A 25,642-nucleotide genomic window follows, 5' to 3' on the forward strand; every position below is an offset into this window, starting at 1 on the left:
CGGCGCCACCGCTAGGGTAGGTCCATGCCACTGTCACAAGGGTTCGCCACGGCGGACTTCCACGAAGTCCGTGCCCTCTTCGATTCCTTCCTCCGTGAGGACCCGGAGTACAGCGCCCAGTTGTCGGTGTATCACCGCGGAGTCTCTGTGGTACACCTGACCGGCGGCCCGCACATATCGGCCGATTCCATCACCGGGGCCTACTCGTGCTCCAAGGGCGCGGCTGCTTTTGTGATCGCCTTGCTGGTCCAGGACGGTCTGCTCGACCTGGACCGGACCGTGGCCTCTTATTGGCCGGAGTTCGCCGTCCATGGAAAAGGCCAGATCACCGTCCGGCAGGCCCTCTCACACCGCGCCGGCCTGCTGGGCGTGGCGGGCGGCTTCGCCCTTGACGAGTTCGCAACGGCCCGGGCAGCACAACGGCTTGCCGCCGCCGAGCCTCTGTGGCGCCCTGGCACCACGTTCGGATACCACGCACTGACCATCGGCATCCTGATGGAGGAGCTCTGCCGCCGTCTCACCGGCAGCACATTGCAGGAACTCTACGAGACCCGGCTTCGGGTCCCCTTCGGCGTCGACTTCTATCTGGGACTGCCGCAAGTCCAGGAGGCCCGGTTTCTTGAGGTTCTCTTCGATGTGGAGCCGGATCAGCCGTGGCTGGATCCCCTGAGCATCGATGGACTGAACGGTAATGCGGCGGTCGGCAGCGTCATGGAACTGCCCAATCACCGGGTGGTCCGGTCCGCCGGTATGAGCAGCGCCGGCGGGGTGGGATCCGCCCACGGCCTGGCGCGCCTCTACGCAGCAGCCACCACCGGCATCGACGGCGGCCCAGGGTTCCTGAACAGGGAAACCATTCGGGTCATGGCGGAGGAGCAGGTCTGGGGGCAGGACCGCACCTCCGGTCAGGACAACGCGTTTGCCATAGTGTTTATGAAACCGCATCCAGCACGGAACTTCGGCAGCCACAGGGCCTTTGGCCACGAAGGCGCCAACGCCGCGCTGGGCTTCGCAGACCCCTCGTACGGCCTCGGCTTTGGATACATCCCGCGGCGCCAGGAGGAGGGCCGCACCCCGGGGCGTGCGCACCGTCTGGCCCAAACAGTCAGGCGCGCGGCCGCTGCCACTGAGCCGGCAGCCGCAGCCATCTCCTGAAAAAGATCATCCACTTGTCGCAGCAATGTCCGGGCCCTAAGGTGATGCGCGATGACTAATCCACATGAGCCAGCTGGAAGTGCTCCTTCCCCACTGCACCGACTCTTCCGCGCGGTGGCCAGCACAGTTTCGGCCACACTGCTGTGGCCCCGCCTCCAGCTCGCTCTCAAGGCGGCACTGGCCGCCGGTATTGCCTTCGCCATCGCGCCCTTTATGCCTGGCTCCGCTGCCGACTATCCGTACTACGCGCCGCTGGGCGCCTTGGTTGCCATGTACGAAAACGTCGCCGGCTCAATGCGCCAGGGGGTGCAGACACTGGTTGGCCTGGCCCTCGGCATCGGGCTGGCCTTTATGCTGTTCATCCTCGGGGACCCCTCGCCTCTCACGGTGGCGGTGATCATGGGCCTCGGCGTGGTCCTCGCCGGTCTGCCACGGCTGGGTTCGGGCAGGGACTGGATTCCGACGGCGGCGCTGCTGGTTCTGCTGGTCGGAGGCCATAACCCGGACAAGTTCAGCTTCGGGTACCTGTTTCAGATGGGGGTCGGCGTCACCGTCGGCATCCTGGTGAACCTGCTCGTCTTCCCACCGCTGCATTTCCGTGCCGCCGCGCTGAGCATTGCAGAACTTCGCCAGGCGCTTGCCCAGCAACTCTGGGACATGGGCAAGGCGCTGAAGGAAAGCTGGCCGCCGGAGCATCAGGACTGGTCGCGCCGCTCTGACACCCTGGCCAACCACGCCCGTTCGGTGCGCCTCGCCGTGCAGAAGGCCGACGCCAGCCGCCGGGCCAATCCCCGCCGGCGCCTCCATCCCCGCGATGTGGACCGGGACTACCAAAACCTCCGGGATCTGGAACAAGTGACCTTCCACATCCAGGATGTGACCCAGGTTCTCTCGGACGTCATCTGGGCGCCGGACACCCCCTTTGTGGTCCCCGACGAGTACACGGAACAGCTCGCCGGCGCCATTTCCTCTCTGGGTGATGTGCTGCGCTCCACGGAGGAGGACCACCCCAAGCAGCAGGCCGAGCTCGCCGAAACGGCCGATGCCAAGGTCAAAGAGCTCACCGGGCGGATAGCCTCCGAACCTCACAGCGTGGACGCGCCCAGCGCAGTGGAATCCGTCCTGATGAGCCTGCACCGCATGCTGCGCGTGGTCAAGGCGAGCCAAGCGGGCAATGAGGCGCCGGCGCCCGGCGCGCCCGGCGCGGAGACGCACTAACCGCCAGATTGCATGAGCCGAACGCACGAGCCTGGCATGAAGGCGGCGGCGCCGGGTGTAAGAGCCGCCGGCGCCGCTCCAGTGCTGCGGCTTAAGCCAGGGCAGCAACCTCTCCACTGAAATGCCTGCGGCCCGAGCGCGGGTTCCACGCCACGTAGCGGGAACGCTGCCATGTCCCGGTCTCGGAGTGGACGGTGCCGATGTCCAAGGCCACCCGTGCCGGCAGGAATACCGGTGCCTCAAAGGCCACGTCCCAGCTGAAGGAATCACCTTTGACGGCGCCGACGTCGGCCAGCGCCCGGGAAGCGAGGTACATGCCGTGGGCTATGGAGCGCCGCATACCCAGGGCCTTGGCCGTGAGAACGCTGAGGTGGATGGGGTTGAAGTCACCCGAAACGGCGGCATACGCCCGTCCGGTATCAACGCCAAGCTGCCAAAGTGCGGTGGGGTCAGGAGCCGAAAACGTGCCAGGCCCCGTGGATGCGGAGGGTTTGTCTATCCCGGGAAGAAAGACGCCTTTGGCCAGGTACGTGGACACACCCTTCCAGCGGGCGCCTGCCTCCCCTTCCCCGCGCACTTCCGCCACAAGGTCAACCTGCGATCCGGCGCGGTGCCCGCGCAGGTTCTCAGCCCACGCGCGGATGTCCACGGCCTCCGTGAAAAGCACGGGACTGTGCTGCTCCACCCGGTTGTTGAGATGGATCATTCCCAGCAGCGGGAGCGGAAAGTCCTCGCGGTTCATCACGCTCATGGCCAGCGGAAAGGCCAATGCGTGGATGAAGCCGGCGGGCAGGATATCGCTGGCGGTCTCGCCAACCAGATGCTGGAAGGCCGTCAAGTTCCCCACATCCGCACGTACGCCCCTGACCTCGTGCCCGTTCGACGGCAGCGTAATGCCCGCGTCGGCGCCGAGCACCCTGCGCCGGGCCGCAGTGGCTGCGGCATTTAGGTAAAGCTTCGATAGTGAGGGCATCTCGGCGAGGACGAGGGGCTGGGTGCCTGTCATGCTCCCACCATGTTCTGTCCGCACACCCGCAGGATCTCTCCCGAGATTCCGCCGGCGGCGTCGCTGGCGAGGAAAGCGATGGCCTCGGCGACATCGCCGGGCCGGCCACCTTGCTGCAGTGAGTTGAGCCGCCGGGCGATTTCCCGGGTTGCAAAGGGTATCCGGGCGGTCATCTCGGTTTCAATGAAACCTGGCGCCACCGCGTTGATGGTGCCTCCGCTTGTGGCGAGGAATGGGGCCGTGGCCCGCACCATGCCCATCACGCCCGCCTTGGACGCGGCGTAGTTGGTTTGCCCGCGGTTTCCCGCAATCCCGCTGGTGGACGCCACGGAGACAATGCGGGGGGCGCTCCGGAAGTGCTCCGAGGCCAGCAGCGCGTCGTTGATGCGGAGCTGGGCCGCGATGTTGACGCCGATCACGGAGCTCCACCGGCTCGGGTCCATGTTGGCCAGCAGCTTGTCCCGCGTGATGCCCGCGTTGTGAACCACAATATCCAGGCGCCCGTGCCGCTCCACCGCGTGCCCGATGATGCGGTTGCCTGCGTCCGCCCCGGTGATGTCCAGCTGCAGGGCCGTACCCCGGACCTCATTGGCCACCGCTGCGAGGTGATCCCCGGCAGCCGGAACGTCCACGGCGACCACCGTGGCGCCGTCGCGATGCAGGGTGCGGGCAATAGCCGCGCCGATGCCGCGGGCAGCACCCGTCACCACTGCGACCTTTCCGGCAAGGGGGCGTTCGACGTCGTCGGGCGGCGAGCCCGATCCCGAAGTGACCGTCAGCAGTTGCCCGTCCACAAAGGCGGACCGTCCTGAGAGGAAGAACCGCAAGGCACCCAGGGTGCTGGGGGTGGTGGTGTTTACGCCGTCGGCCAGGACAATGCCGTTGGCGGTGGCCCCGGCCCGCAGCTCCTTGGCCAGGGAGCGCAGCAGTCCGTGAACTCCCTCCCTGGCCGCCGAGACCGCCGGCGCGGCGGCGCTCGCCGGCGTCCGGGACAGGGTGACCACCCGCGCGCTTGGCGCCAGGTCGCGCAGTGATGCGGCGGCGGCCAGGACCGGCTTCTCCAGGTCCACGGGATGGACCAGTTCATCGAGGACCACCACAATGGCGCCCAGTTTCTCGCGTGGCACGGCGTGCCGGCGAACATCGAGGTCCCAGGACAGCAGGGCTGAGGCCAGCTCATCGGCCCCGCGGGTATCGCCCTGCACCAGGACGGGCCCGGGCACCAGCGGCTGGCCGGGTGCATGGCGCCGAAGCACCACGGGCTGGGGAAGCCCAAGCTTCCTGGCTAATTCCTTGCCCAATCCGCTGCTTACGAACTGCGTGTATTTGTCCGTCATTGGGTCCCCCTAGATTGCTTCGAGAATGGCGACGACGCCCTGGCCGCCGGCGGCACAGATCGAAATCAGGCCGCGGGCCGGGCGTCCATCCACCTGGCCTTTTTCGTGGAGCATCTTGGCCAGGGAGGCCACAATCCGCCCGCCGGTGGCAGCAAACGGGTGCCCCGCCGCCAACGAGGAGCCGTTCACGTTCAGCCTGGACCGGTCGATGGTCCCAAACGCGCCGTCGAGGCCCAGCCTCGTCCGGCCGAATTCCTCGTCTTCCCAGGCCGCGAGCGTGCTCAGGACGGTCCCGGCGAAGGCTTCGTGGATCTCGAAGAAATCGAAGTCCTCGAGGCTCAGGCCGCGGCGCTTCAGCAACCGCGGCACCGCAAATGCCGGGGCCATCAGCAGGCCGTCCTTGCCATGGACAAAATCGACGGCCGCCGCCTCGCCGTCCACCACAGAGGCAAGCATGGGCAGATCGTGAGCGGCAGCCCATTCCTCCGAGGCCAGCAGAACCGTTGATGCGCCATCTGTGAGGGGGGTGGAATTTCCGGCTGTCATGGTGGCCTCCGCGCCCAGGCTCTTGCCGAAGACGGGCGTGAGCGTGGCGAGCTTTTCCAGGCTAGTGTCGGCGCGGAGGTTCGAGTCCCTGCTCAGGCCCCGGTACGGGGTGATGAGGTCATCGAAGAAGCCTGCATCGTAAGCGGCGGCGAGATTCCGGTGGCTCTTGAACGCCAGTTCGTCCTGCGCCTCCCGCGTGATGTGCCACTGGGCGGTGGTAAGGGCCTGGTGCTCTCCCATCGAGAGCCCGGTCCGGGGCTCGCCCGTGTTGGGAGCGTCGGGCGACAGATCCCTGGGACGCAGGCGGCTCAGCACCTGGAGCCGCTGCGGCAGCGTCTTGGCGCGATTGAGGTCAAGAAGGACCTCGCGGAGGCCCTCGCTGACAGCCACGGGTGCATCCGACGCGGAGTCCACCCCTCCGGCGATGGCCGAATCGATCTGGCTGAGTTTGATTTTGTTCGCCAGGCCAAGCACGGTCTCCAGCCCCGTGGCGCATGCCTGCTGCAGATCATAGGCAGGGGTCTCGGCGGACAGTGCCGAACCGAGGACAGCCTCGCGGGTGAGGTTGAAGTCCCGCGAATGCTTGAGGACAGCTCCGGCCGCAACTTCGCCAATACGTTCTTCCTGGAGGCCAAAGCGGGCAATCAGCCCATTCAGGGCAGCGGTGAGCATGTCCTGGTTCGACGACTTGGTGTAAGCGCCTCCAGTCCGGGCGAAAGGGATGCGGTTGCCGCCTACCACCACGGCGCGCCGGAGCGTTCCGGTACCGGCGGCGGGAGTGTGGGGGGTTACCTCTGGTCCGGCTGCGGACTGTCCGTTAGAGGACATGTGCTGACTCCTTTGATCAAAACGGTTATCGATACCCAGCGTACCTGATACGCTCAGTATCGTGAACATTCCCCCTGCTGACCATCCCGTACCGTTCGGCGGCGCCGTCGACGGCCGGGCAGCGCGCTGGCAGTCCCACCGCGAGGAGCGTCGTCGAGAGCTCGTCAAATCCGCCAGAAGGGCCGTGCACATCCTTGGCAGCGATGCCTCGATGGAAGAGATTGCCGCGGCCGCAGGGACGTCCAAGTCCGTGTTTTACCGGTATTTCGGTGACAAAGCCGGCCTCCAGCAGGCGGTGGGCGAGGCGGTGTTAAGCCAGATGCAGCGCCGCATGCAAGAGGCCGTAGAGAGCGCCCAGAGTCCTCGGGAGGGCCTGTTCGCCATGGTCTCCGCGTATCTGCAAATGGCTGGGGCGAGCCCTAACGTCTACGCGTTTGTCACGAAGTACTCCCCCGGCGAGGCGGCTGAGGCAGGTGCAGACATTGCGACGGCGGGAGCGCTTGGCCATTTCTTCGAAGCGGTCCGGGACATGATCGCCCGCCCCATGCGCTCCCATCTGGGTGCAGGCAAGGAGGCTGTCATCGGTTATTGGCCGACGGCGGCCATCGGACTGGTGCGGAACGCGGGCGAGCAGTGGCTCGCCACGCCGGAGTCGCCCGCCAAGCCAGACCAGGAAACGATGGCCCGTCAGATCACGGCATGGCTCTGTGTGGGTATAGCACCCCAGATGGAAACGAAAGACCTCCGCTAGAAGCGGGCTCCAAAGAGCTACGCACTCTCAGAACCAACGAAGGAATCCAGATGACTGAAGTAGTCGAACGCGCCACAAACAGCGCAAAGGGGCGTCCCCAAGGATCACCCTCCATCGACGTCGAAGCCCTGGGCGAGCAGCTCCTCGGCAAATGGGCCAAGATCCGGAAGCAGACCCGAGAACTGTCCGGGCGCCCGGAACTGCACAAGACCGAGGGACTCACGCACACCGAACACCGCAGGCGCACCTTCGGTCAGCTCAAGTACCTTGTTGAGCACAATGCCGTGCACCGCGCTTTCCCCTCGGCGCTGGGCGGTTCGGATGATCACGGCGGGAATATCGCCGGCTTTGAGGAACTTGTCACGGCCGATCCGTCTTTGCAGATCAAAGCCGGCGTGCAATGGGGACTCTTCGGTTCCGCCGTGATGCACCTCGGAACCGCGGAGCATCACACGAAATGGCTCCCCGGCATCATGAACCTGGACATCCCCGGGTGTTTCGCAATGACTGAGACCGGACACGGCTCGGATGTCGCGAGCATCGCCACAACGGCCACCTTCGATCCCTCGACGCAGGAATTCGTAATCAACACACCGTTCCGCGCCGCGTGGAAGGACTACATAGGCAACGCCGCCATCGACGGCATCGCTGCGGTGGTGTTCGCCCAGCTGGTGACCAGCGGAGTCAACCACGGCGTGCATGCCTTCTACATGAACCTGCGCGATCCCCGCACCAAAGAATTCCTGCCCGGCATCGGCGGCGAGGACGACGGCGTCAAGGGCGGCCTGAACGGAATCGATAACGGCCGGTTGCACTTCAGCAATGTCCGGATTCCGCGGACCAACCTCCTGAACCGGTACGGGGATGTCGACGCCAACGGCGTTTACACGTCCCCGATTGCCAGCCCGGGGCGCCGCTTCTTCACGATGCTTGGGACCCTGGTACAGGGGCGGGTTTCCTTGGACGGCGCCGCGGTGGCCGCCAGCAAACTGGCTTTAAAGACCGCCATCCACTACGCCAGCGAGCGGCGGCAGTTCAATGCGTCATCCCACACCGATGAGGAAGTGCTCCTGGACTACCAGCGGCACCAACGCCGTCTCTTCACCCGGCTCGCAACCACTTACGCGGCGGGCTTCGCCCATGAGCAGCTCCTGCAGAAGTTCGACGACGTGTTCTCTGGCGCCCACAGCACGGATGAGGACCGCCAGGACCTGGAAACCCTCGCTGCCGCTCTGAAGCCGCTGAGCACCTGGCATGCCCTCGACACCCTTCAGGAATGCCGTGAAGCCTGTGGGGGGGCTGGATTCCTGATAGAGAACCGCTTCGCCTCCCTGCGCGCCGACCTGGACGTTTATGTAACGTTCGAGGGGGACAACACCGTGCTGCTGCAGCTCGTAGCCAAACGGCTCCTGGCAGACTACGCCCGGGAGTTCCGCAATGTGGATGTGGGTGTGCTGGCACGGTATGTGGTTACTCAGGCTGCAGGAGCGGCGGTCCATCGGACCGGACTGCGGCAGGTGGCCCAGTTTGTCGCGGACACTGGCTCGGTTCAGAAGGCCGCCATTGCCCTCCGCGACGAAGAGAGCCAGCGAACGCTCCTCACTGACAGGGTGCAGACCATGGTCGCCGAGGCGGGCGCCGCGCTGAAGGGTGCCAACAAGATGCCGCAGCACCAGGCAGCGGCTGTGTTCAATCAGCATCAGGACGACCTCATTGAAGCTGCCCAGGCCCACGCCGAACTGCTTCAGTGGGAAGCATTCACGGAGGCTCTCCGGGAGGTCGGAGATCCCGGCACTCTCAGGGTGCTGACGTGGCTCCGCGACCTCTTTGGCCTCTCGCTCATCGAGAAAAGCCTCTCGTGGTACCTGATGAACGGCCGGCTCTCAATGCAGCGCGGCCGGACCGTGGGTGACTACATCAACCGCCTGCTCGTGAAGATCCGTCCGCACGCACTGGACCTGGTGGACGCCTTTGGCTACGGACCCGAGCACCTCCGCGCCGCGATCGCCACCGGCGCCGAGCAGGTCCGGCAGGATGAGGCGCGCGCCTACTTCCGCGCCGAGCGCGCCAGCGGGGCGGCTCCGGTGGACGGGAAGGTGCTGCTGGCCCGGAAGCCTGGGTAGCGGCGAGGTGAGCTGCGGGGGCCGCTGACGGTTCCCTGCCGGTTGACGCCGATGACGGCGGCGAAGGCGCCGGCCCCCTGCTGACGGTCTCTGGTCTACCCGTGGAGCCGCTCCCGTGCCGCCCTGGCCTTCCGCCGGACCGGCGGGAGGCCGTCATGGTCCGATGCGGGGACCCTGTCATTCCGCCGCCCCCCGAGGCGGCGGGCGAGCTCTAGTTCCTCATCAATGGATTCGAGAAGCAGCCGGCAGGCGATTGCGACGACGTCAGGGGTCACGTTCAACGGCGGGAGCATGCGCACCACGCAGTCGTGCCTGCCCCCGCGCTCGAGAATCAGGCCCTTGCGCAGCGCCCTGTCCTGCACTCCGCCAGCGATGTCGCCCGCCGGGTTGCCGGTGACCGGGTCGGCCAGTTCGATCCCCCACATCAGTCCCCGCCCCCGGAGTTCCCGCACCCATGGGTTGCGGTGCAGCGGCGCCAGAAGAGTGGCAATCTGGTCCCCGCGCCTGCGCACGTTGCCCAGTACATCGTCACGGCGCATGATGCGCACGGCTTCGGCGCCGGCGGCAAATGCCAGTTGATTGCCGCGGAAGGTGCCTGTGTGGGCACCTGGCTCCCACTTGTCCAGAGCACGGTCATAGATGATGACTGAGACCGGGAGTCCGATGCCGCTGAGTGCTTTGGACGCCACGATGACGTCAGGTTCAATCCCGTACTGTTCGAACGCAAACCATGTCCCGGTGCGTCCGCATCCGGTCTGAACCTCATCGACGATGAGGGGAATACCCAGTTCGCGTGTCACGTTCCGGACCCGGCGGGCGAATTCCTGGGTAGCGGGGATCACCCCGCCTTCGCCCTGGATCAGTTCGAGGATAACGGCGGCCGGCAGTGGCACTCCGCTGTGCGTGTCTTTCAGCGACATCTCAAGGTACGTGGCGCAGTTGGTGGATGAGGATTCCGGCCGCAGGCCCAGGGGGCAGCGCGTGCAGTAGGAAAATGGAAAGAAGTGCACCCCGGGCAGCCCGTTGCGCACCGGGCTTTTCTGCTCAAGCAGTCCGGTGAGGGCCATGGCTGCCGCGCTGCTGCCATGGAAGCTTCCCTGGAACGCGATGATATCGCCGCGGCCCGTAGCGGTCTTGCAGAGCTTGACTGCCGCGTCCACGGCATTGGCCCCGGTGGGGCCGCAGAAGTGGAGCTTCATCCGGTCCCTCATGCCGGATGGAAGCATTGAGAGTTGCGCTTCCGTGAAAGCGTCCTTCGCCGGCGTGGGGAAGTCCAGGCCGTGGGTGAATTTTCCGAGCTGGTCGGTGACCACACGGACGAGTTCGGGGTGGTTATGGCCCAGCGACAGCACACCTGCGCCTGCCAGGAAATCGATGAAGACGTTGTCGTCCAGGTCCCGCACGTACGAACCCGCTGCCTCTGCAATCGCAATGGGAAGGTGGCGGGGATAGGTTCGGGCGTTCGATTCCCGCTGCTGTTGCCGTGCTAGTAATTCCGCGGAACGGGGGCCGGGCAGCGGACCAGAGACGTGGGGGACGGGCGAGTCGAGAGTATGTTGGATGGTCATGATCTTCTCCGTTCACGGGAAAACAGGGCCGGATCGTACGCCGACCGCTTCGGACCGGAACCCGTTGTGCGGGTCCGGCAACGTGAATGCTGGCTCATCGCAGGGTCAGTGCCTCCTGCCTGGGGCTTAAATGGAAGGCCGCATCCACTGCCCGGGCCGCCTCATCGAGCTGCGCCGCGCGTGTGACGACGGTGATCCGGACTTCGGACGTCGAGATCAGTTCGACGTTGATTCCCGCGGCGGACAGGGCCTTGAAGAACTTGGCGACCACGTGCGGGTCCGACCTCATTCCCAGCCCCACCAGGGACAACTTGCCGATCTGTTCGTCGTAGTGGAGCCGGTGGAACCCGATGATCTGCCGTGCGCCCTCGAGCGCCTCGACAACACGGGGGCCGTCCGCGGCCCGTACGGTGAACGTCAAGTCCATGCGGTCAGCCCCGTCGGAAGACGTATTCTGCACAATCATGTCCACGTTCGCGTTCGTCCCGGCGAGGACCCCGAAAACCAGGGATATGCCTGCGGCATCGTTCGGGGCCCCGGCCACGGTGATTTTGGCAGTCGAGCGCTCCCGCACGACGCCGGTAATCACCGGCTGCTCCTTGCTGGGAGTCCGGGGGCCGGCAGCCGGGTCATGGATAGCGGGCACGATGAGGGTGCCTTCGTCCATGGTGAACGAGGAGCGGACATGGATGCACACTGAGAACCTGCGGGCATACTCGACACAGCGCAGGTTCAACACCTTTGCTCCGGAGGCCGCAAGCTCCAGCATTTCGTCGCTCGAAATCGAGTCGATCTTCCTGGCCCGGGGCACCACCCGGGGATCGGCGGTGAAGACCCCGTCGACGTCGGTATAGATCTCGCACACGGCAGCCCCGAGGGCGGCCGCCAGCGCAACGGCCGTGAGATCGGATCCGCCCCTGCCCAGCGTGGTGATCTTCCCCTTCTTGCGGCTTCGGCCCTGAAAACCGGCCACGATGGCCACTGCCCCGTGGTCGAGGCAGGCCTGGATTTTGGCGGGCTGCACGTCGACTATGTGGGCGTTCCGGTGGGTTCCGTCGGTGATGAGTCCGGCTTTGCTGCCGCTGAATGTCCGGGAAGGAATACCCAGGCTCGCGAGGGCTATCGCCAAGACGGAGGTGGAGATGCGTTCGCCTGTGGTCAGGAGGGCATCCACATCTTTCGAGCGGGGACTGGGGGCCACCCGCGTTGCGAGCTCAAGAAGTTCGTCCGTGGTATCGCCCATGGCTGAGACCACCACCACCACCTGATGCCCGGCGATGTGGGCAGCGGCGACCCTGCCGGCGACCCGGCGGATGCCCTCGGGATCCGCCACGGAGGATCCACCGTACTTCTGGACCACAAGGCTGCCGGAGGGAACTTTGAGGCTTCTCCCCGAGTGGAGGCCCTGCAGCGGCAGGGCGGGGCCTACGTCGAACGGTTGGCTATCAACGGCAGTCTGGCGGTACACAATGTCCCCTATGGTCCCGACACATTCCTACACTCGACTTATAGAGCAACGGCTGTTACGCATCTGTCACTGCTCTGTTATTACCCGAGAGTCGGAAGAACACAGGCTGTCGGCGTCGGCTGGCGCGGCAGGTCGTCGGCGATTTGGGGTGGAGCGTTGACACCCATAAGCCAGCCGTGCAAGCTGAAGTTCACGGTCTCAATTGCTCGGGGGTGCCTTAAACCATGCTTTGAGGTGAGAGGGCTTATACCCATGGATGGACCGTGTCAGTGGTCCCTGACTCTCGTGGATGGCTGGCAGCTGAGCTGCAACGGCCGGCCCGTCACGGTTGCCCTCCGCCAGCAGCGCGTGATTGCCGCCATCGCACTGCATAAGAGCATTCATCGAACCACCCTCGCCGGGCTGCTCTGGCCGGAGAGCTCAGAGCTGAAGGCCGCCGGCAACCTTCGTGAAAGCATCTGGGTGATATCCCACCGGCTCCCTGAATTGCTGGTTGATGGCAATGATCCATTGGAGCTGCGCTCCACTGTCCGCGTGGACACCCGGGAAATACGGGAACAGATCAGCCGGCTGGATGAGTCGTCCTCCCCTGCGCTGGAGGCCGACCTGCTCCAGGAACTCCGCGGGCCGGGCTTGCTCCCGGGCTGGTATGAGGATTGGGCCGTGGCCGAACAGGAGCGCTGGGAGCAACTGAGATTGAATGTTCTTGAAAGGCTGGCCCGCACCTGCCTGCAACGAGGTGACATCGACGGCGCCCTGGATGCCGCTGGCGCCGCCGTGGCCATTGATCCGCTCCGCGAGAGCGCCCATCGGCTAAGGATCGAAACCCACATGGCCGACGGCAATCTTGCGTCCGCCCTGCATGTCTACCAGGATTTCCGCCGCCGGCTGTGGGAGGAAGTTGGTGTCGCGCCTTCGGAGAAGATCGCCGCGTTGGTCCAACCTATCCTCACCCGCGAGGAACACCGGACTCAGGCAAACGCCCACACCCGGGCCACCCCACGCAAGCGGGCCCTCCGGCAGAGAACGCTGCCTGAGGACCCGCGGCGGTAGGAGTGCAGGCCTTTTGGCCCGTCATTTGCCCCGGCCACCTGAGGATGGCTATAGGTAGCCGGCTACTTGGAGCGGTACCTGAAACGGTTACCTGAAACCGGTTACTTAAGGACGGAGCGGTAAACCTCAAGGGTGGTTTGGGTGATGGAGTCCCAGGAGAAGTGCTCCTCCGCACGGCGCCGTCCCGCTTGGCCCATGGTACGCGCGCGCTCAGGATCGGACACCACTTCAGTGAGGGCTGCAGCAAACTCGTTGACGAACTTTTCAGGATCCAGCGGCGTCCCGGTCCCATCGGTGACCTGGTCCAGTTGCACAAGCAGACCTGTCTCGCCGTGCTGGACCACCTCGGGAATGCCGCCCGTGGCGCTCGCCACCACTGCAGCCCCGCAGGCCATGGCTTCCAGGTTGACGATGCCCAGCGGCTCGTAGATGGAGGGGCAGGCGAAGGCCGTCGCATGGCTCAGGACCTGGATCAGCTCGTTGCGCGGCAGCATTCGTTCAATCAGCACGACGCCGCTGCGCTGACCTTGCAGTTCCTCGATGAGGCGCGCGGTTTCCGCGGCCAGCTCAGGAGTGTCGGCTGCGCCGAGGCACAGTACGAGTTGGACGTCCGCCGGCAGCTTGGCCGCCGCGCGAAGCAAGTAAGGAACGCCCTTCTGGCGCGTGTTGCGGCCCACAAAGACAACGCTGGGCCGTTCCGGGTCGATGCCGAGAGCGCGAATGGCGTCCTCGCCCTCGGCGCGGTTCCACAGCGCCACGTCGATTCCGTTATGGACAACCCTGACCCTGGCAGGATCCACGTCCGGGTAGCTGCGCAGGATGTCCTGGCGCATGCCTTCCGAGACCGCGATGATTGCGGCAGCAGCTTCATAAGCGGTCTTCTCCACCCATGAAGACAACGCGTAGCCGCCGCCGAGCTGTTCCGCCTTCCAGGGCCGCAGCGGTTCCAGGCTGTGGGCGCTGAGAACATGCGGAATGCCGTGCAGCAAGGACGCCAGGTGTCCGGCCATGTTGGCGTACCAGGTGTGCGAATGCACAAGGTCCGCCCCGGCGATATCCGGAACGATACGCAGGTCCACGCCGAGGGTTTGGACGGCCGCGTTGGCGGTATCCAAATCGGCGGGCACTGAGTAGGACGTCACGGTCGCACCATGGTAATCGGGATCCCGGGGCGCCCCGAAGGCCCGCACCTGCAATTCCACATGTTTGGCCAGTACCCGGCTCAATTCAGCCACATGGACTCCGGCGCCACCATAAATCTCGGGCGGGAACTCTTTGGTCACAATGTCTATTCGCACGATACCCAAGGTAGTCCTTCCGCCGTATCTGTTCTAGTGTGAAGGAGTCCGGGCGTGCCGGATCTTTGGGGTGCTACGAAGGCGTACAGGGAGTTATCACCATGCCGATGAAGAAAGTTCTGGCAATTGTCCTCGCGGGCGGCGAAGGAAATCGACTAATGCCGCTGACGGCAGACCGTGCTAAACCGGCGGTGCCCTTTGCCGGCAGTTACCGGCTTATTGACTTTGCATTGTCAAATCTTGTCAATTCGCGGTATCTGCAGATAGTTGTGCTTACGCAATATAAGTCGCACAGCCTGGACCGCCACATTTCCGAAACGTGGCGGATGTCCACTCAGTTGGGGAACTATGTGGCTTCCGTGCCCGCGCAGCAGCGTGTTGGCAAGAGCTGGTTCCTTGGCAGCGCCAACGCTATCTACCAGTCCCTGAACCTTATCCACGACGCGAACCCCGACATCGTGGTTGTGGTTGGCGCCGACCACGTCTACCGCATGGACTTCGCCCAGATGGTGGAGCAGCATGTTGCCAGCGGGGCCAAAGCCACGGTTGCCGCTGTTCGCCAGCCGCTCCACATGGCCGATCAGTTTGGCGTGATCGAAGTCGATCAGGACAACCCCCAAAAGATTGCCGCTTTCGTGGAGAAACCGTCGTCGACTCCCGGACTTGCCGCCGATCCATCACAGTTCCTTGCCTCGATGGGCAACTACGTGTTCGACGCCGATGCCCTTGTTGCCGCGCTGCACGTTGATGCGGAGCGGCTGGACACCAAGCACGACATGGGCGGCGACATCATTCCTTACTTCGTGAACCAGGGCGAGGCCGGCGTCTATGACTTCACGCTCAATGACATCCCGGGTTCCACCGAACGGGACCGGACCTACTGGCGCGACGTGGGCACCATCGACTCTTTCTACGACGCCCACATGGACCTCATCTCCCCGATGCCCGTATTCAACCTGTACAACTCCGAATGGCCTATCTACACGCGCCAGAGCATCTCGCCGCCCGCAAAGTTCGTGCGTGGCCAGGGCAACACCGTGGGCACAGCCTTGGATTCAATCGTGGCCAGCGGCGTGGTCATCTCCGGCGGCATCGTGGAAGGCTCGGTGCTCTCCAACGACGTATACGTGGGAACCTCGAGCCGTGTCGTGGATTCGGTCCTGATGGACAAGGTCCAGATTGGTGAAGGCGCCGTGGTCAAGCGCGCCATCCTGGACAAGAACGTCAAAGTCCCCGCCGGAGCCACGATCGGACTGGACCCGGAACTGGACCGTGCCCGCGGCTTCAAAGTCACGGAGTCCGGTATCACGGTCCTCTCGAAGGGCCAGCTTGTCCCCGAGCCGGACGAGACTGAGCGCGCCCTTTCCGCAGCCAACCTGCACCTTGTGCCGAATGCCGTGAAGACTGCTACGGCAAACTATCCCGGCGTTCGCGATTCCCTCGAAAAGGTCGGCGAAACCCAGGCCGCCGCGGTGGGCGTGGATAGGCAATCCTCCACAGCGTTGTAGGACGATGCCTTCGGGCAGGCCGGTCTGCCCGAAGGCTGTAAAATTGGGACAATGAGCTCCCCCGATTTGACGCCTGAGGACATTCAGGCCTGCCTTAAGGTTCTAAACACTATCCACGCCTACGACGAGGAGCACCCCGACTACGTCTCGGTGCGTCAGGCCACTGGGAAGATGTTCAAGGCAGTCAAGCGCCACCGCCGGGTCACCAAGCGGGACCTGATCGCCGAATCGGACCGCGCCGTCCTTGCTCAGACCGCGACGGCGGCGCCGGACCGGATAGACGACGAAACCCGGGGCAACAAGCTGGAGCCATCGGCCACCGGGGAGATTGCGGGTCACCTCATCAGATCCCGTCCCTGCTACATCTGCAAGAGGCACTACACCCAGGTCGACGCCTTCTACCACCAGCTGTGCCCCGAGTGCGCAGTTTTCAGCCACAGCAAGCGGGACGCCCGGACCGATCTGACCGGCCGAAGGGCGCTGCTGACCGGCGGCCGCGCCAAGATTGGAATGTACATCGCATTGCGGCTGCTGCGCGATGGTGCCCACACCACCATCACCACCCGGTTCCCCAAGGACGCCGCCCGGCGTTTTGCGGCCATGGAGGACAGCGGTGAGTGGCTGCACCGGCTGAGGATTGTGGGAATCGACCTGCGCGATCCCTCCCAGGTGATGGCATTGACCGACTCCCTGGATGCCGCCGGCCCGCTGGACATCATCATCAACAACGCAGCCCAGACCGTCCGGCGGTCCGGGAACGCGTACAAGCCGCTCGTGGACGCCGAGGATGAACCCTTGCCCGCCGCGCTCGACGCCGCCCGTGGCGGCCCGGAGCTGGTGACTTTCGGCCACGCCCATGACAAGCACCCCCTCGCCCTGGCAAGCACTGTCCTGGAGCATCCTGTCCTTGCCGGTGACGCCGTGACGTCGCTGGCGCTGTCGACCGGTTCGGCTTCCTTGGAACGGATTGCCTCCGGAACTGCGATCGACGCCGGCGGCCTTGTTCCGGACCTGGCGACGATTAACAGCTGGACCCAGGTGGTGGACGAAGTGGATCCTTTGGAGATGCTCGAAGTCCAACTCTGCAACGTCACTGCCCCGTTCCTGCTGGTGAGCCGGCTGCGCGGGGCCATGAGACGCTCCACGGCACGACGCAAATACATCGTCAACGTCAGTGCCATGGAGGGACAGTTCTCCCGCGCCTACAAGGGCCCGGGACACCCCCATACGAACATGGCCAAGGCAGCACTGAACATGATGACCCGCACCAGCGCGCAGGAAATGCTCGACTCCGACGGCATCCTCATGACGGCCGTTGACACCGGATGGATTACGGACGAACGCCCGCATTACACCAAGGTCCGGCTGATGGAAGAGGGATTCCACGCTCCGCTGGATCTGGTGGATGGTGCCGCCAGGGTCTACGATCCGATCGTTATGGGCGAAGGCGGCGAGGATCAGTACGGCGTCTTCCTGAAGGACTACAAGCCAAGCCCGTGGTAGGCGTGTCAAGGGGGCGCTATCAGTAGCCGCGTTCCGGCGATAGAGGCCTTATGGCCCTAATGAGCCCGCGGGCGGGTACGTAACGTGTGTTTACATGGACACCACGACGCCGCCGGAAGGCCAGCTATCCATCGACCAGTGCTGGGTCATGCTCGATACCGAAACCGTCGGGAGAATAGCGCTTATAGTTGACGGTCATCCGGAGATCTTCCCCGTGAACTTCGTTCTGGAGCGCCGCGCCATCGTGTTCCGCACCGCTGGGGGGACGAAGCTCTGGGCCGCCATGACCGCCAAACCCGTCGCTTTTGAAATTGACGGCTACGATGCACACGAGCAGATGGCGTGGAGCGTTGTGGCCCGCGGCGAGTCTGAGCTAATCGAAAGCCCTGAAGAGAAGAACGCCGTTGACGCCCTCTTCCTTGAGCCGTGGCAGCCGGGAGACAAGGACTACTACGTTCGGCTGGCCCCGAAGGCACTGACGGGCCGGCGGTTCAAGGTAAAGAAACCCGATCTGTGGACCACGCGGCTGTCCGACCCACGCCGGGCGTCCTTCGAATAGCCGCCACGCAGCCGCCCTTCGAAGGGTGCTGCGAGCTTAGTGTCCGATCACTGCGGTGCAAGGTCGCCGTAGAAGTACGATGCTGTGACGCCGCCGTCCATGAGGAAGTCGCTGCCGGTGATGAACGCGCCGTCCTGGCCCATAAGAAGCGCGCCCACAGTGCCGACCTCGTCCGGAGTGCCGCCCCGCCCCGCCGGGGACAGCTCGATCATGCGCCGATATCCTTCGCCGCGGGGGCCGGCCAGTTCATCTTTGGCCAGCGGGGTGAAAATAATGCCCGGGCTGATGGTATTGACCCGAGCACCCCGTTTGCCCCATCGCACGGCCTCGGCCATCACGCGGAGCGAGTTACCGCGCTTGGCCAGCTGGTAGGCGTGCAGGGAGTCTGTGATCTGGCCGGGCCGAAGCATGGGAAGCGCCAGGAGTTCGTCGGCCGGCGTCGTCGCAAGGGCTTTGTTTTGCTCGGGAGTCAGGGCAGGGAGGCGGTGGCCGGACTGGGAGGCGATGACCACGCCGGCGCCGCCGCAGGCAATGACATTCCCGAATTCCTCCAGCAGCACGGCAGTGCCGTAGAGGTCCACGGCCAGGATGGTTTCCGGCGACGCCTGGCTGGGCGAGACACCTGCGGCATGGATGACACCGGTGACCTCGCCCCCGGCGGTGGCCGTCTTGACCAGGGCGTGAATGGACTGGCGCGAGGAAACGTCGACGGTCATTGTGGTGACTTCGAAACCGGCGTTGCTCAAGACCTCGGCCGCGGCGTTGGCGTTGCCTTGGTCCAGGTCGGCCAACACAACCTTCTTGCCGGCGCTGACGCGCCGGGCGATTGCCTGCCCGATCGAGCCGGCTCCGATGACAACAATGACGTCGCCCAAGTTGGTCTCCATGCATCAACCCTAGAAGCCTTCAGCCGAGGGCGGGAGGCACTGGGAGTACCTGTATCAACAGTTCCTCCCACCCGTGGATGCTCTCCTGTTGTATGGATGTAAATCCTCCTGGCGTCCAGACCTGGCATCCCGCCAAGCTCCGACTCCGGAGAATGAAAGGAACACACTCATGGCAACATGGCTCATCACAGGATGCTCCACCGGACTTGGCCGGGCCCTGGCCCAGGCAGTGCTCGCCCACGGCCACAACGCCGTCGTGACCGCACGAAACGCCGCCACCCTGCAGGAGATCGCGGACGATTTCCCCGACACGGCGCTGGCCCTCCCCCTCGACGTCACCGACCGCGAACAGATCAGCTCGGTGATCCAGCAGGCCCGGATGCGCTTCGGAGCGATCGATGTGCTGGTCAACAATGCCGGCTACGGCTACCGTGCGGCGGTAGAGGAAGCGGACGACGCCGACGTCCGGCTGTTGTTCGACACGAACGTTTTCGGCGCCGTCGACATGATCAAAGCGGTCCTCCCCGACATGCGCGCGAACAGGGCAGGGCACATCCTGAACATCTCCTCGATCGGAGCCCGGATCAAACCGGCCGGATCCGGGTACTACTCGGCCACAAAGGCGGCCCTGGAGGGCCTGTCCGGATCCCTGCAGAAGGAAGTGCAGCCGCTCGGCATCAATGTCACCGTCGTTGAGCCCGGCGCTTTCCGCACGGACTTCGCCGGACGTTCACTCACCCAGTCCGCGACGGCGATCGGCGACTATGCGGAAACGGCGGGGAAACGGCGCAAGGAGCACGACACCGTCCACGGCAGCCAGTCTGGCGACCCCGCAAAGGCCGCCGAAGCCATCATGGCGATCGTCGAAAGCCCGAACCCGCCGTTCCTGGCGGTCCTCGGCAAAGACGCTTGCGATGCCTTTGCCGCCGTCGCCCAGGCAGAACGCGCCGAACTGGACCAATGGCGGGACCTCAGCCTCAGCACCGGGATCGAGGGCTGAGGAATGGAATACACCCGTCTGGGCAGTGCGGCCAGTGAGCCAGATCGCCCCAGGCATGCTCGGCGTCCAAAGGCTCACCCCGCTCGACGACGATCAAGAGTTGGCGATCATGGACTGCGGCGTCCCTCAGTTTTCAGGTGTGTGCACCACGAGGACCGGGCAATGGGCGTGGGCGACGCAGGCGGAACTCACGGAGCCCAGCAGCAGCCCGCCGAATCCCCCATGTCCCCGACGGCCCAGAACGAGCATGTCCGCGTTCCTGCTGGCCTCGAGGAGCGTGGGCCTGGGGCGCCCTTGAACCAGCTTGGACTCGACATTCTCCGGAGTTTCGGGTCCGAATGCCTTGGCCACGGTTTCCTTGAGTATCTCGCCGGCGCTGACATCGAAGTCGTTGATGCCCATGGCAACGTAGCCGTCATAAACTGGCGGGTAGTCCCAGCACGCCATGGCCACCACGTGGGCACCCAGGGGCTCGGCCAGGGCCTGCGCCTGCCGCAGGGCTTCAACGGACGCGTCGGACCCGTCAATCCCAACGACGATGGTTCGGATCTCCCGGTTTTCGCCCATTATTCTCCTTTTCACAGGCACGGCTATACGTGCCATCCGGCCGTTGCCCTTCAAGGATGTGGCTGCGTCCTTGGTGCGGGATAGGGCCGAAAGTCATGCCTCCTGGGGGACCAACGACCCTTGCTCGGCACTTTCCCCTGAAAGAGAATTGCAGAGCCGGATGCCCGAAACCGGGCCCGGGACAGACATAATGGGATCTGCACCGCAAACAGCTGAAAGCGGACCGACAATGGCAGCTCCGGCGGCCGGACAGGAGGATCATGATCCCTCGGGCAGACGCGGTTCCCTCCCCGCGCCAAGATTCCGCCGGGCTTCTCCGCGTCTTCATCCTAGACGACCATGAACTGGTCCGGAGGGGCCTGCAGGAGCTCCTCGAAGGCGAGGGCTTCCAGGTAGTGGGCAGTTCCGGCTCGGCAGTGGAGGCCACACGACGGATTCCGGCACTGCACCCCGACGTCTGCGTCCTTGATGCCCGCCTTCCCGACGGAACGGGAATCGAAGTCTGCAGGGATGTTCGTTCTGTGGATCCATCCTTGAATTGCTTGATCCTGACGAGTTTCGATGACGAACAGGCGCTGCGCGGCGCGGTCCTCGCGGGGGCACGCGGTTACGTTTTGAAGGAGATCGGCGGCACCGATCTGATAGGTGCCCTTCGCCGGGCTGCGGCCGGCGAGTCGCTTTTCGACGAAGGTATGGCGGCAAGCATCGTCGATAGCCTTGTGGCGCCGCAACAGATCGATCCCAGGATCGCGGGCCTGACTCCCCAGGAACGACGCGTCCTGGAACTGGTGGGCGGCGGCCTCACCAACCGACAAATTGCCGCCGAGATGTTCCTGGCGGAAAAAACGGTAAAGAACTACGTCTCGTCCCTGTTGGCAAAGCTGGGCTTCGAACGGCGCACACAGGCCGCCGTGTATATCGCCAACACAGCGGCGCCGCCGGCGCCCAAGGGGCACGCCTCAGCGGAGGCGGAGGGTAGCCGGGCCCACGGGGTGCCCCGCTAGGCTGCTATACGTCCTGCGGTAGCCCGCTAAATCGGGACCGACCACTCCAAACTCGTTCCTGTTCCCGGTGCGCTGGTGACGGTGCATGTCCCATCCAGCATGCTGGCGCGCTCTTCGAGGTTGGCGAGGCCGTTCCGCTTGTCCGGCTCATTGAACCCGGTGCCGTTGTCCGTGATCAGCACGGTCACCCGGCCGCTGAGAGCCGCCACGGACACTTCAATGGAATCCGCTCCGGAATGCCGGATGGCGTTGCTCAGGCCTTCCGAAATGACGGCAACAACATGGTCCGCGGCGTCGGGCAGCACCGAATCAACCGGGCCGGTGATGGTCAGCACCGGCGCGAACGGGATGGACTTGGCGGCGCTCCCCGTCACCCGGCGGATCCGCCCGCTGAGAAGTTCAGTATCCGAACTGCCCCGCTTGAGCGAGTAGATGGTGTCGCGGAGGCTCCGGATCGCCTCGTCAAGTTCCCCTGTGATGGCCCCGATGCGGTCCAGTGCCAGGTCCTCGTGGGTGAAACGGTTGAGGCTCTGGACACTCAGGCCGGCCGCAAAAAGCCGCTGTATCACCAGGTCATGCAGATCCCGGGCGATCCTGTCACGGTCTGTGAAGACGAGCAGTTCCTCCCGAAGACGATGGACCCGGGACAACTCGAGGGCCAGCGCAACATGCGAACCGAAGACGGACCCCATCTCCACATCGGTGCGGCTGAAGGCCACCGCACCGGCAGCCCTGACGAGGAAGAGAAAGCCGTGGTGGGCACCCTGGGTGCTGAGCGCGATCGCCAGAAGAGGCCCTGTTGCGTAACCCTCCAGTGCAATGAGCACGTCAGCGGCATTATCTGCCAACAGTGGATCGCCGCCGGCGAGCACACTCTGGAGCGCCCCGGGTTTTACGGCAAGGGGCATCTGGGAGAACTGCGAGGCATGATCACCTGCCGCGCCGGCCACGACATAACCTGAGCCGTCGCTTGAGGGTGCCACAATCAGTGCCAGTTCCGAGCCGGACTCCAGCATCGCGCGCTCGGCAATTGGATCCAGGCCGTCCATTGTGGATGCTTCGTCGGTTCCCAGCATCATCCCCGAAACATCCATGCAGGCTTCCAACCACTGGGAACGGCGCCGGGCGTCGTCGTAGAGCCGTGCATTTTCGATAGCGACGCCGGCCGCTGCGGCCAAAGCCACGGCAAGTTCCTCGTCCTCAACGGTAAAATCGCCGCCTCCCTCCTTCTCGGTCAGGTAAAGGTTGCCGAAGACGACGTCGCGTACCCGAACCGGCACTCCGAGGAATGACTGCATGGGAGGATGATGATCGGGAAATCCGTAGGACTCGGGGTGACGCCGGAGATCGTGGAGTCTGAGGGGCCGGGGGTCCGAGATCAGAAGCCCCAGCACCCCGTGGCCTGTGGGCAGCGGTCCAATGTGCTTGGCGAGTTCGCCATCGATCCCGATGGTGATGAAGTGGCTCAGCGCGCGGTCGTCGCCAATGACACCGAGGGCTCCGTAACGGGCATGAAGCAGTTGGCACGCCGACTGCACCACGCGTTCCAGGACGGCGTCGAGACTCAAGTCCTCCGCCACCGCGACAACCGCTTCCAAGAGGCCGCCCATCCGTTCCTGGAACTGCAGGAGCTCCCCCGCCCGGGAAACGAAATCCTTGAGCAGGTCCTCGATTCGCAGACTCCCCGCAGGGGTGTACCGTTCAGGCATCTCGCTATTGGCCTTCTCCACAAGCACAACTCCTCACCGTTGAATCCACGCACACGGCGTGCTGCCAGAATACCCCCAAGGACTCAGGCTGTGCCTCGCGACGGCGCTTGTTTCCCGTCATCGGGCCGTTATGCCCTAGCCTCCCGCGCATATCCTCACGTAGGCTCGGCGTCATGAGCGCTGATCGGAAACCGGGCCCTGAGAACCCCTACGACGTCGAAAACCTCGATAACCACGAGTGCTGGAAGCTTTTGCGGAGCGTCTCCGTGGGCCGGCTGGCCGTCTGGGTGGACGATCACCCCGACATTTTCCCCATCAACTATAAAGTGGACCACGGAACGCTGGTCTTCAGGACAGCCGATGGCACCAAGCTCCAGGCGGCCACGGGCGATACCCCGGTGGCCGTGGAGGCCGACGGTGTGGACGCCGACACCGGCATAGCCTGGAGCGTGGTGATCAAGGGGCAGGCCGCCCCCGTAAAGAACACTGAGGAAGTCCTGGACACGGTGGGCCTGCTGCTGTTCCCCTGGCAGGCGGGCAAAAAGGAGCATTTCGTGCGGATCACGCCCGACAACGTCACCGGCCGGCGGTTCAAAGTGACGCCGCCGCTGACCTGGTGGACGCCGCTGGATGATGCCACGCGCTCCGGGTTCGAGTAACCCGCACCCCACCAACCCAACTGGCTCGCATTAGATGTCGCCATGGGTCTCCATAACGGCATTAAGTGCGAGCCAGTTGGGTGAACGTGGACAACTAGGCCAGGCGCGTGATCTCCACACTGACGTTCAGTGCCGAACCGCCGCCGCCCGAAAGAATGCCCTTAAGCGGCGGCACATCCCGGTAGTCGCGGCCGCGTGCCACGGTGACGTGGAAATCGCCGGCCGGTTTGTGGTTGGTCGGATCCCAGCTGCGCCATTCCCCGTCCCACCACTCAAGCCAGGCGTGCGACTGGCCGGCAACGGTTTCGCCGATGTCCGCCGTGGACCGCGGGTGCAAATAGCCCGAGACATACCGTGCCGGGACGCCGCAGCTGCGCAGCGCGCCGATGGCGAGGTGCGCCAGATCCTGGCACACGCCCTGCCGCTGGCCCCAGGCCTGCGCGGCGTTCGTGGTGACGCCAGTGGAGCCTTTCATATAGGTCATCTCACCGCGCATCCATTCGAAGATGGCCATGGCCGCCCCATAGGGGCTCCTGTCCTCGACGACGCCGGGGATGATGGCCAGAACCTCGTCACCGGGGCCGCTGAGGCGTGACTGCGGAATCCAGTCGCTGAACTGGTCGAGCGTCTCGGGGGCGGACATGGTCTGCCAGGAGACAATGTCGCCCTCGGCCGGGGCGCGCTCCACCCGGTGCACCTCAACCGTAGTAGTGGCCAGCACCTCAAGATATTCGTGCGGCATCTGCATGTCGAACGCCGTGACCCGGGTTCCCCAATAGTCACGGTAGCTGCTGATGGCGGCCTGCGAGGGTGAGACCTTCATCGAGGACTCCAGCACCACCTGTTGAGGGTCCGTGAGCGGAGTCATGCGCGCTTCGTTGTACGAGAGCGTGACGCGCTTGTTGTACTTGTATCCGGTCTTGTGAACGATACTCAGCCGGGTCATGAAACTTCTCCCACCCAGGCCAGTTCATCCGCCTGATTGAAGTACTTACGGGAAATTGCGTCGGAAGCCTGCGACACGGCCTTTTGGACGCGCTCCATGTGCTCGGGCAGTTCGGACATGAGATCGTCGGTGCGGTGGAACTCCAGGAAGGTGCGTGCCTGGCCCACGATCCGGCGGGCGTCGTTGATGAAGCCCACGCGCTGGGCCGAGGGGTCCAGCTTGGCCAGGCAGTCATCGGCATCGCGCAAAGCGTAGACGATGGACCGCGGGAAGAGCCGGTCCAGAAGCAGGAATTCAGCAGCATGCTGGTCGCCGAAGGCGGCCCGCCGGGTGCGCAGGAAGGACTCGTAGGCACCGGCGCACCGGAGCATGTTCACCCAGGACATGCCCGCCGAGAGGACGTCGCGCGTGGAGAGCATGCGCGCCGTCATGTCGGCCCGTTCCAGGGAACGGCCCAGAGCCAGGAACAGCCAGCTGTCGTCGTGGCTGACCGTGGTGTCGGCCAGCCCGCTGACCATGGCGGTCCGTTCCAGGACCCAGTGGCAGAACCGGTACGTTCCCACCACGTCCTTCCGGTGCTGGTTCAGCCCGTAATACGTGGTGTTCAGGCTCTCCCACAGGCCCGAGGAGACAGTCTCGCGTGCCCTGCGGGCGTTCTCGCGGGCCGCACCCAGGGACCCGGCAATGGAGGTTGCACTGGTCTTGTCATAGGCCAGGGCGTGCAGCAATTCCTCCAGGCCAAATTCCTGGCTCTCCGGGCGTGCGCCCATGACGGCCAGGAGCTCCCGTGCGACACTGCGCCGTTCCTCTGTGGGCAGGTGGTTAAGGCGTTCAAGGTGGACATCGAGGATGCGGGCTGTTCCATCTGCCCGTTCCACATACCGGCCGATCCAGAAAAGGGACTCGGCAATTCGGCTAAGCATTCGCGGCTACCTCCTGCGGGTCCGAA

22 protein-coding genes are annotated in these 25,642 nt (G+C 64.7%); 11 read left to right on the forward strand and 11 right to left on the reverse strand.

The genetic code is table 11. The annotated features are described in order from the left end of the window. The first annotated feature begins 24 nt into the window (after positions 1 to 24). Complete coding sequence (locus tag ACP4XC_RS11400) at positions 25 to 1,155, forward strand: serine hydrolase domain-containing protein (protein WP_427169629.1); 1,131 nt, start codon at positions 25 to 27, stop codon at positions 1,153 to 1,155. A gap of 51 nt (positions 1,156 to 1,206) precedes the next feature. Then, entirely contained in the window at positions 1,207 to 2,373 is a 1,167-nt protein-coding gene (locus ACP4XC_RS11405; protein ID WP_427169631.1) for an FUSC family protein, read from the forward strand. 91 nt (positions 2,374 to 2,464) lie between these two features. Here ACP4XC_RS11405 and ACP4XC_RS11410 read toward each other — a convergent pair whose 3' ends face one another. From ACP4XC_RS11410 to ACP4XC_RS11420, 3 genes are read right to left on the reverse strand one after another with little or no spacing between them, the layout of a single operon-like run. Beyond that, positions 2,465 to 3,379 carry a MaoC family dehydratase gene (locus tag ACP4XC_RS11410; RefSeq protein WP_427169633.1) on the reverse strand — a complete coding sequence of 305 codons (915 nt, stop codon included), beginning with the start codon at positions 3,377 to 3,379 and terminating at the stop codon, positions 2,465 to 2,467. Continuing rightward, positions 3,376 to 4,716 (reverse strand): 3-oxoacyl-ACP reductase, encoded by a 1,341-nt coding sequence (locus ACP4XC_RS11415; protein ID WP_427169635.1) that lies wholly within the window; start codon positions 4,714 to 4,716, stop codon positions 3,376 to 3,378. Before ACP4XC_RS11415 ends, ACP4XC_RS11410 begins: the two co-directional genes overlap by 4 nt. Positions 4,717 to 4,725: 9 nt before the next feature. Next, the gene (locus ACP4XC_RS11420) at positions 4,726 to 6,090 is read right to left on the reverse strand and encodes an acetyl-CoA C-acetyltransferase (protein ID WP_427169637.1); all 1,365 of its coding nucleotides are present in this window, start codon (positions 6,088 to 6,090) and stop codon (positions 4,726 to 4,728) included. A gap of 61 nt (positions 6,091 to 6,151) precedes the next feature. Between ACP4XC_RS11420 and ACP4XC_RS11425 the strand changes: the two genes are divergently transcribed. Together ACP4XC_RS11425 and ACP4XC_RS11430 are read left to right on the forward strand one after the other, a co-directional pair. Further along, positions 6,152 to 6,841 carry a TetR/AcrR family transcriptional regulator gene (locus ACP4XC_RS11425; RefSeq protein ID WP_427169639.1) on the forward strand — a complete coding sequence of 230 codons (690 nt, stop codon included), beginning with the start codon at positions 6,152 to 6,154 and terminating at the stop codon, positions 6,839 to 6,841. Positions 6,842 to 6,891: 50 nt separating this feature from the next. Continuing rightward, on the forward strand, positions 6,892 to 8,964 hold the full coding sequence (locus tag ACP4XC_RS11430; protein ID WP_427169641.1) for an acyl-CoA dehydrogenase: 2,073 nt from the start codon (positions 6,892 to 6,894) through the stop codon (positions 8,962 to 8,964). A 95-nt stretch (positions 8,965 to 9,059) separates the two neighbouring features. Here ACP4XC_RS11430 and ACP4XC_RS11435 read toward each other — a convergent pair whose 3' ends face one another. Together ACP4XC_RS11435 and ACP4XC_RS11440 are read right to left on the reverse strand one after the other, a co-directional pair. Then, entirely contained in the window at positions 9,060 to 10,532 is a 1,473-nt protein-coding gene (locus ACP4XC_RS11435; protein WP_427169643.1) for an aspartate aminotransferase family protein, read from the reverse strand. Positions 10,533 to 10,626: 94 nt separating this feature from the next. After that, positions 10,627 to 11,949: an aspartate kinase gene (locus ACP4XC_RS11440; protein ID WP_427175091.1), complete on the reverse strand. Its 1,323-nt coding sequence runs from the start codon at positions 11,947 to 11,949 to the stop codon at positions 10,627 to 10,629. A 303-nt stretch (positions 11,950 to 12,252) separates the two neighbouring features. Between ACP4XC_RS11440 and ACP4XC_RS11445 the strand changes: the two genes are divergently transcribed. Next, entirely contained in the window at positions 12,253 to 13,053 is an 801-nt protein-coding gene (locus ACP4XC_RS11445) for an AfsR/SARP family transcriptional regulator (protein WP_427169645.1), read from the forward strand. Between the two features lie 101 nt (positions 13,054 to 13,154). Here the strand turns inward: ACP4XC_RS11445 and glgA are convergent, their stop codons facing one another. Next, positions 13,155 to 14,351, reverse strand: a complete 1,197-nt coding sequence (gene glgA, locus ACP4XC_RS11450) for a glycogen synthase (protein WP_427169647.1) — start codon at positions 14,349 to 14,351, stop codon at positions 13,155 to 13,157. Between the two features lie 95 nt (positions 14,352 to 14,446). Here glgA and glgC point away from each other — a divergent pair, with 95 nt between their 5' ends. From glgC to ACP4XC_RS11465, 3 genes are all read left to right on the forward strand, one after another. Continuing rightward, entirely contained in the window at positions 14,447 to 15,859 is a 1,413-nt protein-coding gene (glgC, locus tag ACP4XC_RS11455; protein ID WP_427175092.1) for a glucose-1-phosphate adenylyltransferase, read from the forward strand. A gap of 51 nt (positions 15,860 to 15,910) precedes the next feature. After that, the gene (locus tag ACP4XC_RS11460; protein ID WP_427169649.1) at positions 15,911 to 17,362 is read left to right on the forward strand and encodes an SDR family NAD(P)-dependent oxidoreductase; all 1,452 of its coding nucleotides are present in this window, start codon (positions 15,911 to 15,913) and stop codon (positions 17,360 to 17,362) included. A 94-nt stretch (positions 17,363 to 17,456) separates the two neighbouring features. Next, positions 17,457 to 17,921 (forward strand): pyridoxamine 5'-phosphate oxidase family protein, encoded by a 465-nt coding sequence (locus ACP4XC_RS11465; protein ID WP_427169651.1) that lies wholly within the window; start codon positions 17,457 to 17,459, stop codon positions 17,919 to 17,921. A gap of 47 nt (positions 17,922 to 17,968) precedes the next feature. Here the strand turns inward: ACP4XC_RS11465 and ACP4XC_RS11470 are convergent, their stop codons facing one another. After that, on the reverse strand, positions 17,969 to 18,808 hold the full coding sequence (locus ACP4XC_RS11470) for an SDR family oxidoreductase (RefSeq protein ID WP_427169653.1): 840 nt from the start codon (positions 18,806 to 18,808) through the stop codon (positions 17,969 to 17,971). Between the two features lie 169 nt (positions 18,809 to 18,977). Between ACP4XC_RS11470 and ACP4XC_RS11475 the strand changes: the two genes are divergently transcribed. Beyond that, positions 18,978 to 19,808 carry an oxidoreductase gene (locus ACP4XC_RS11475; protein ID WP_427169655.1) on the forward strand — a complete coding sequence of 277 codons (831 nt, stop codon included), beginning with the start codon at positions 18,978 to 18,980 and terminating at the stop codon, positions 19,806 to 19,808. A gap of 126 nt (positions 19,809 to 19,934) precedes the next feature. Here the strand turns inward: ACP4XC_RS11475 and ACP4XC_RS11480 are convergent, their stop codons facing one another. Next, a complete protein-coding gene (locus ACP4XC_RS11480; RefSeq protein ID WP_427169657.1) occupies positions 19,935 to 20,375 on the reverse strand; it encodes a universal stress protein in 441 nt (146 codons plus the stop codon). A gap of 260 nt (positions 20,376 to 20,635) precedes the next feature. Between ACP4XC_RS11480 and ACP4XC_RS11485 the strand changes: the two genes are divergently transcribed. Beyond that, positions 20,636 to 21,379: a response regulator gene (locus ACP4XC_RS11485; RefSeq protein WP_427169659.1), complete on the forward strand. Its 744-nt coding sequence runs from the start codon at positions 20,636 to 20,638 to the stop codon at positions 21,377 to 21,379. Positions 21,380 to 21,405: 26 nt separating this feature from the next. Here the strand turns inward: ACP4XC_RS11485 and ACP4XC_RS11490 are convergent, their stop codons facing one another. Further along, entirely contained in the window at positions 21,406 to 23,088 is a 1,683-nt protein-coding gene (locus ACP4XC_RS11490; RefSeq protein WP_427169661.1) for a GAF domain-containing sensor histidine kinase, read from the reverse strand. Between the two features lie 173 nt (positions 23,089 to 23,261). On the opposite strand from ACP4XC_RS11490, the gene ACP4XC_RS11495 reads away from it, so the two are divergent. Beyond that, positions 23,262 to 23,747 carry a pyridoxamine 5'-phosphate oxidase family protein gene (locus ACP4XC_RS11495; protein WP_427169663.1) on the forward strand — a complete coding sequence of 162 codons (486 nt, stop codon included), beginning with the start codon at positions 23,262 to 23,264 and terminating at the stop codon, positions 23,745 to 23,747. A 94-nt stretch (positions 23,748 to 23,841) separates the two neighbouring features. Here ACP4XC_RS11495 and ACP4XC_RS11500 read toward each other — a convergent pair whose 3' ends face one another. Further along, the gene (locus ACP4XC_RS11500) at positions 23,842 to 24,693 is read right to left on the reverse strand and encodes a transglutaminase family protein (RefSeq protein WP_427169665.1); all 852 of its coding nucleotides are present in this window, start codon (positions 24,691 to 24,693) and stop codon (positions 23,842 to 23,844) included. Continuing rightward, positions 24,690 to 25,616, reverse strand: a complete 927-nt coding sequence (locus ACP4XC_RS11505; protein WP_427169667.1) for an alpha-E domain-containing protein — start codon at positions 25,614 to 25,616, stop codon at positions 24,690 to 24,692. The genes ACP4XC_RS11500 and ACP4XC_RS11505 overlap by 4 nt, the downstream gene beginning before the upstream one ends. Positions 25,617 to 25,642: the final 26 nt, after the last annotated feature.

Source organism: Arthrobacter sp. 92 (genome assembly GCF_050260325.1).
GTDB lineage: Bacteria > Actinomycetota > Actinomycetes > Actinomycetales > Micrococcaceae > Arthrobacter.

Bases quoted from the DNA above. Each gene is read 5' to 3' on its own strand.
- ACP4XC_RS11465 (WP_427169651.1), top strand. From the start codon at position 17,457: ATGGACACCACGACGCCGCCGGAAGGCCAGCTATCCATCGACCAGTGC.
- ACP4XC_RS11460 (WP_427169649.1), top strand. From the start codon at position 15,911: ATGAGCTCCCCCGATTTGACGCCTGAGGACATTCAGGCCTGCCTTAAG.
- ACP4XC_RS11480 (WP_427169657.1), bottom strand. From the start codon at position 20,375: ATGGGCGAAAACCGGGAGATCCGAACCATCGTCGTTGGGATTGACGGG.
- ACP4XC_RS11490 (WP_427169661.1), bottom strand. From the start codon at position 23,088: ATGCCTGAACGGTACACCCCTGCGGGGAGTCTGCGAATCGAGGACCTG.
- ACP4XC_RS11470 (WP_427169653.1), bottom strand. From the start codon at position 18,808: ATGGAGACCAACTTGGGCGACGTCATTGTTGTCATCGGAGCCGGCTCG.
- ACP4XC_RS11505 (WP_427169667.1), bottom strand. From the start codon at position 25,616: ATGCTTAGCCGAATTGCCGAGTCCCTTTTCTGGATCGGCCGGTATGTG.
- ACP4XC_RS11500 (WP_427169665.1), bottom strand. From the start codon at position 24,693: ATGACCCGGCTGAGTATCGTTCACAAGACCGGATACAAGTACAACAAG.
- ACP4XC_RS11430 (WP_427169641.1), top strand. From the start codon at position 6,892: ATGACTGAAGTAGTCGAACGCGCCACAAACAGCGCAAAGGGGCGTCCC.
- ACP4XC_RS11400 (WP_427169629.1), top strand. From the start codon at position 25: ATGCCACTGTCACAAGGGTTCGCCACGGCGGACTTCCACGAAGTCCGT.
- ACP4XC_RS11410 (WP_427169633.1), bottom strand. From the start codon at position 3,379: ATGACAGGCACCCAGCCCCTCGTCCTCGCCGAGATGCCCTCACTATCG.
- ACP4XC_RS11420 (WP_427169637.1), bottom strand. From the start codon at position 6,090: ATGTCCTCTAACGGACAGTCCGCAGCCGGACCAGAGGTAACCCCCCAC.
- ACP4XC_RS11415 (WP_427169635.1), bottom strand. From the start codon at position 4,716: ATGACGGACAAATACACGCAGTTCGTAAGCAGCGGATTGGGCAAGGAA.
- ACP4XC_RS11445 (WP_427169645.1), top strand. From the start codon at position 12,253: ATGGATGGACCGTGTCAGTGGTCCCTGACTCTCGTGGATGGCTGGCAG.
- ACP4XC_RS11495 (WP_427169663.1), top strand. From the start codon at position 23,262: ATGAGCGCTGATCGGAAACCGGGCCCTGAGAACCCCTACGACGTCGAA.
- ACP4XC_RS11475 (WP_427169655.1), top strand. From the start codon at position 18,978: ATGGCAACATGGCTCATCACAGGATGCTCCACCGGACTTGGCCGGGCC.
- ACP4XC_RS11485 (WP_427169659.1), top strand. From the start codon at position 20,636: ATGATCCCTCGGGCAGACGCGGTTCCCTCCCCGCGCCAAGATTCCGCC.
- ACP4XC_RS11435 (WP_427169643.1), bottom strand. From the start codon at position 10,532: ATGACCATCCAACATACTCTCGACTCGCCCGTCCCCCACGTCTCTGGT.
- ACP4XC_RS11405 (WP_427169631.1), top strand. From the start codon at position 1,207: ATGACTAATCCACATGAGCCAGCTGGAAGTGCTCCTTCCCCACTGCAC.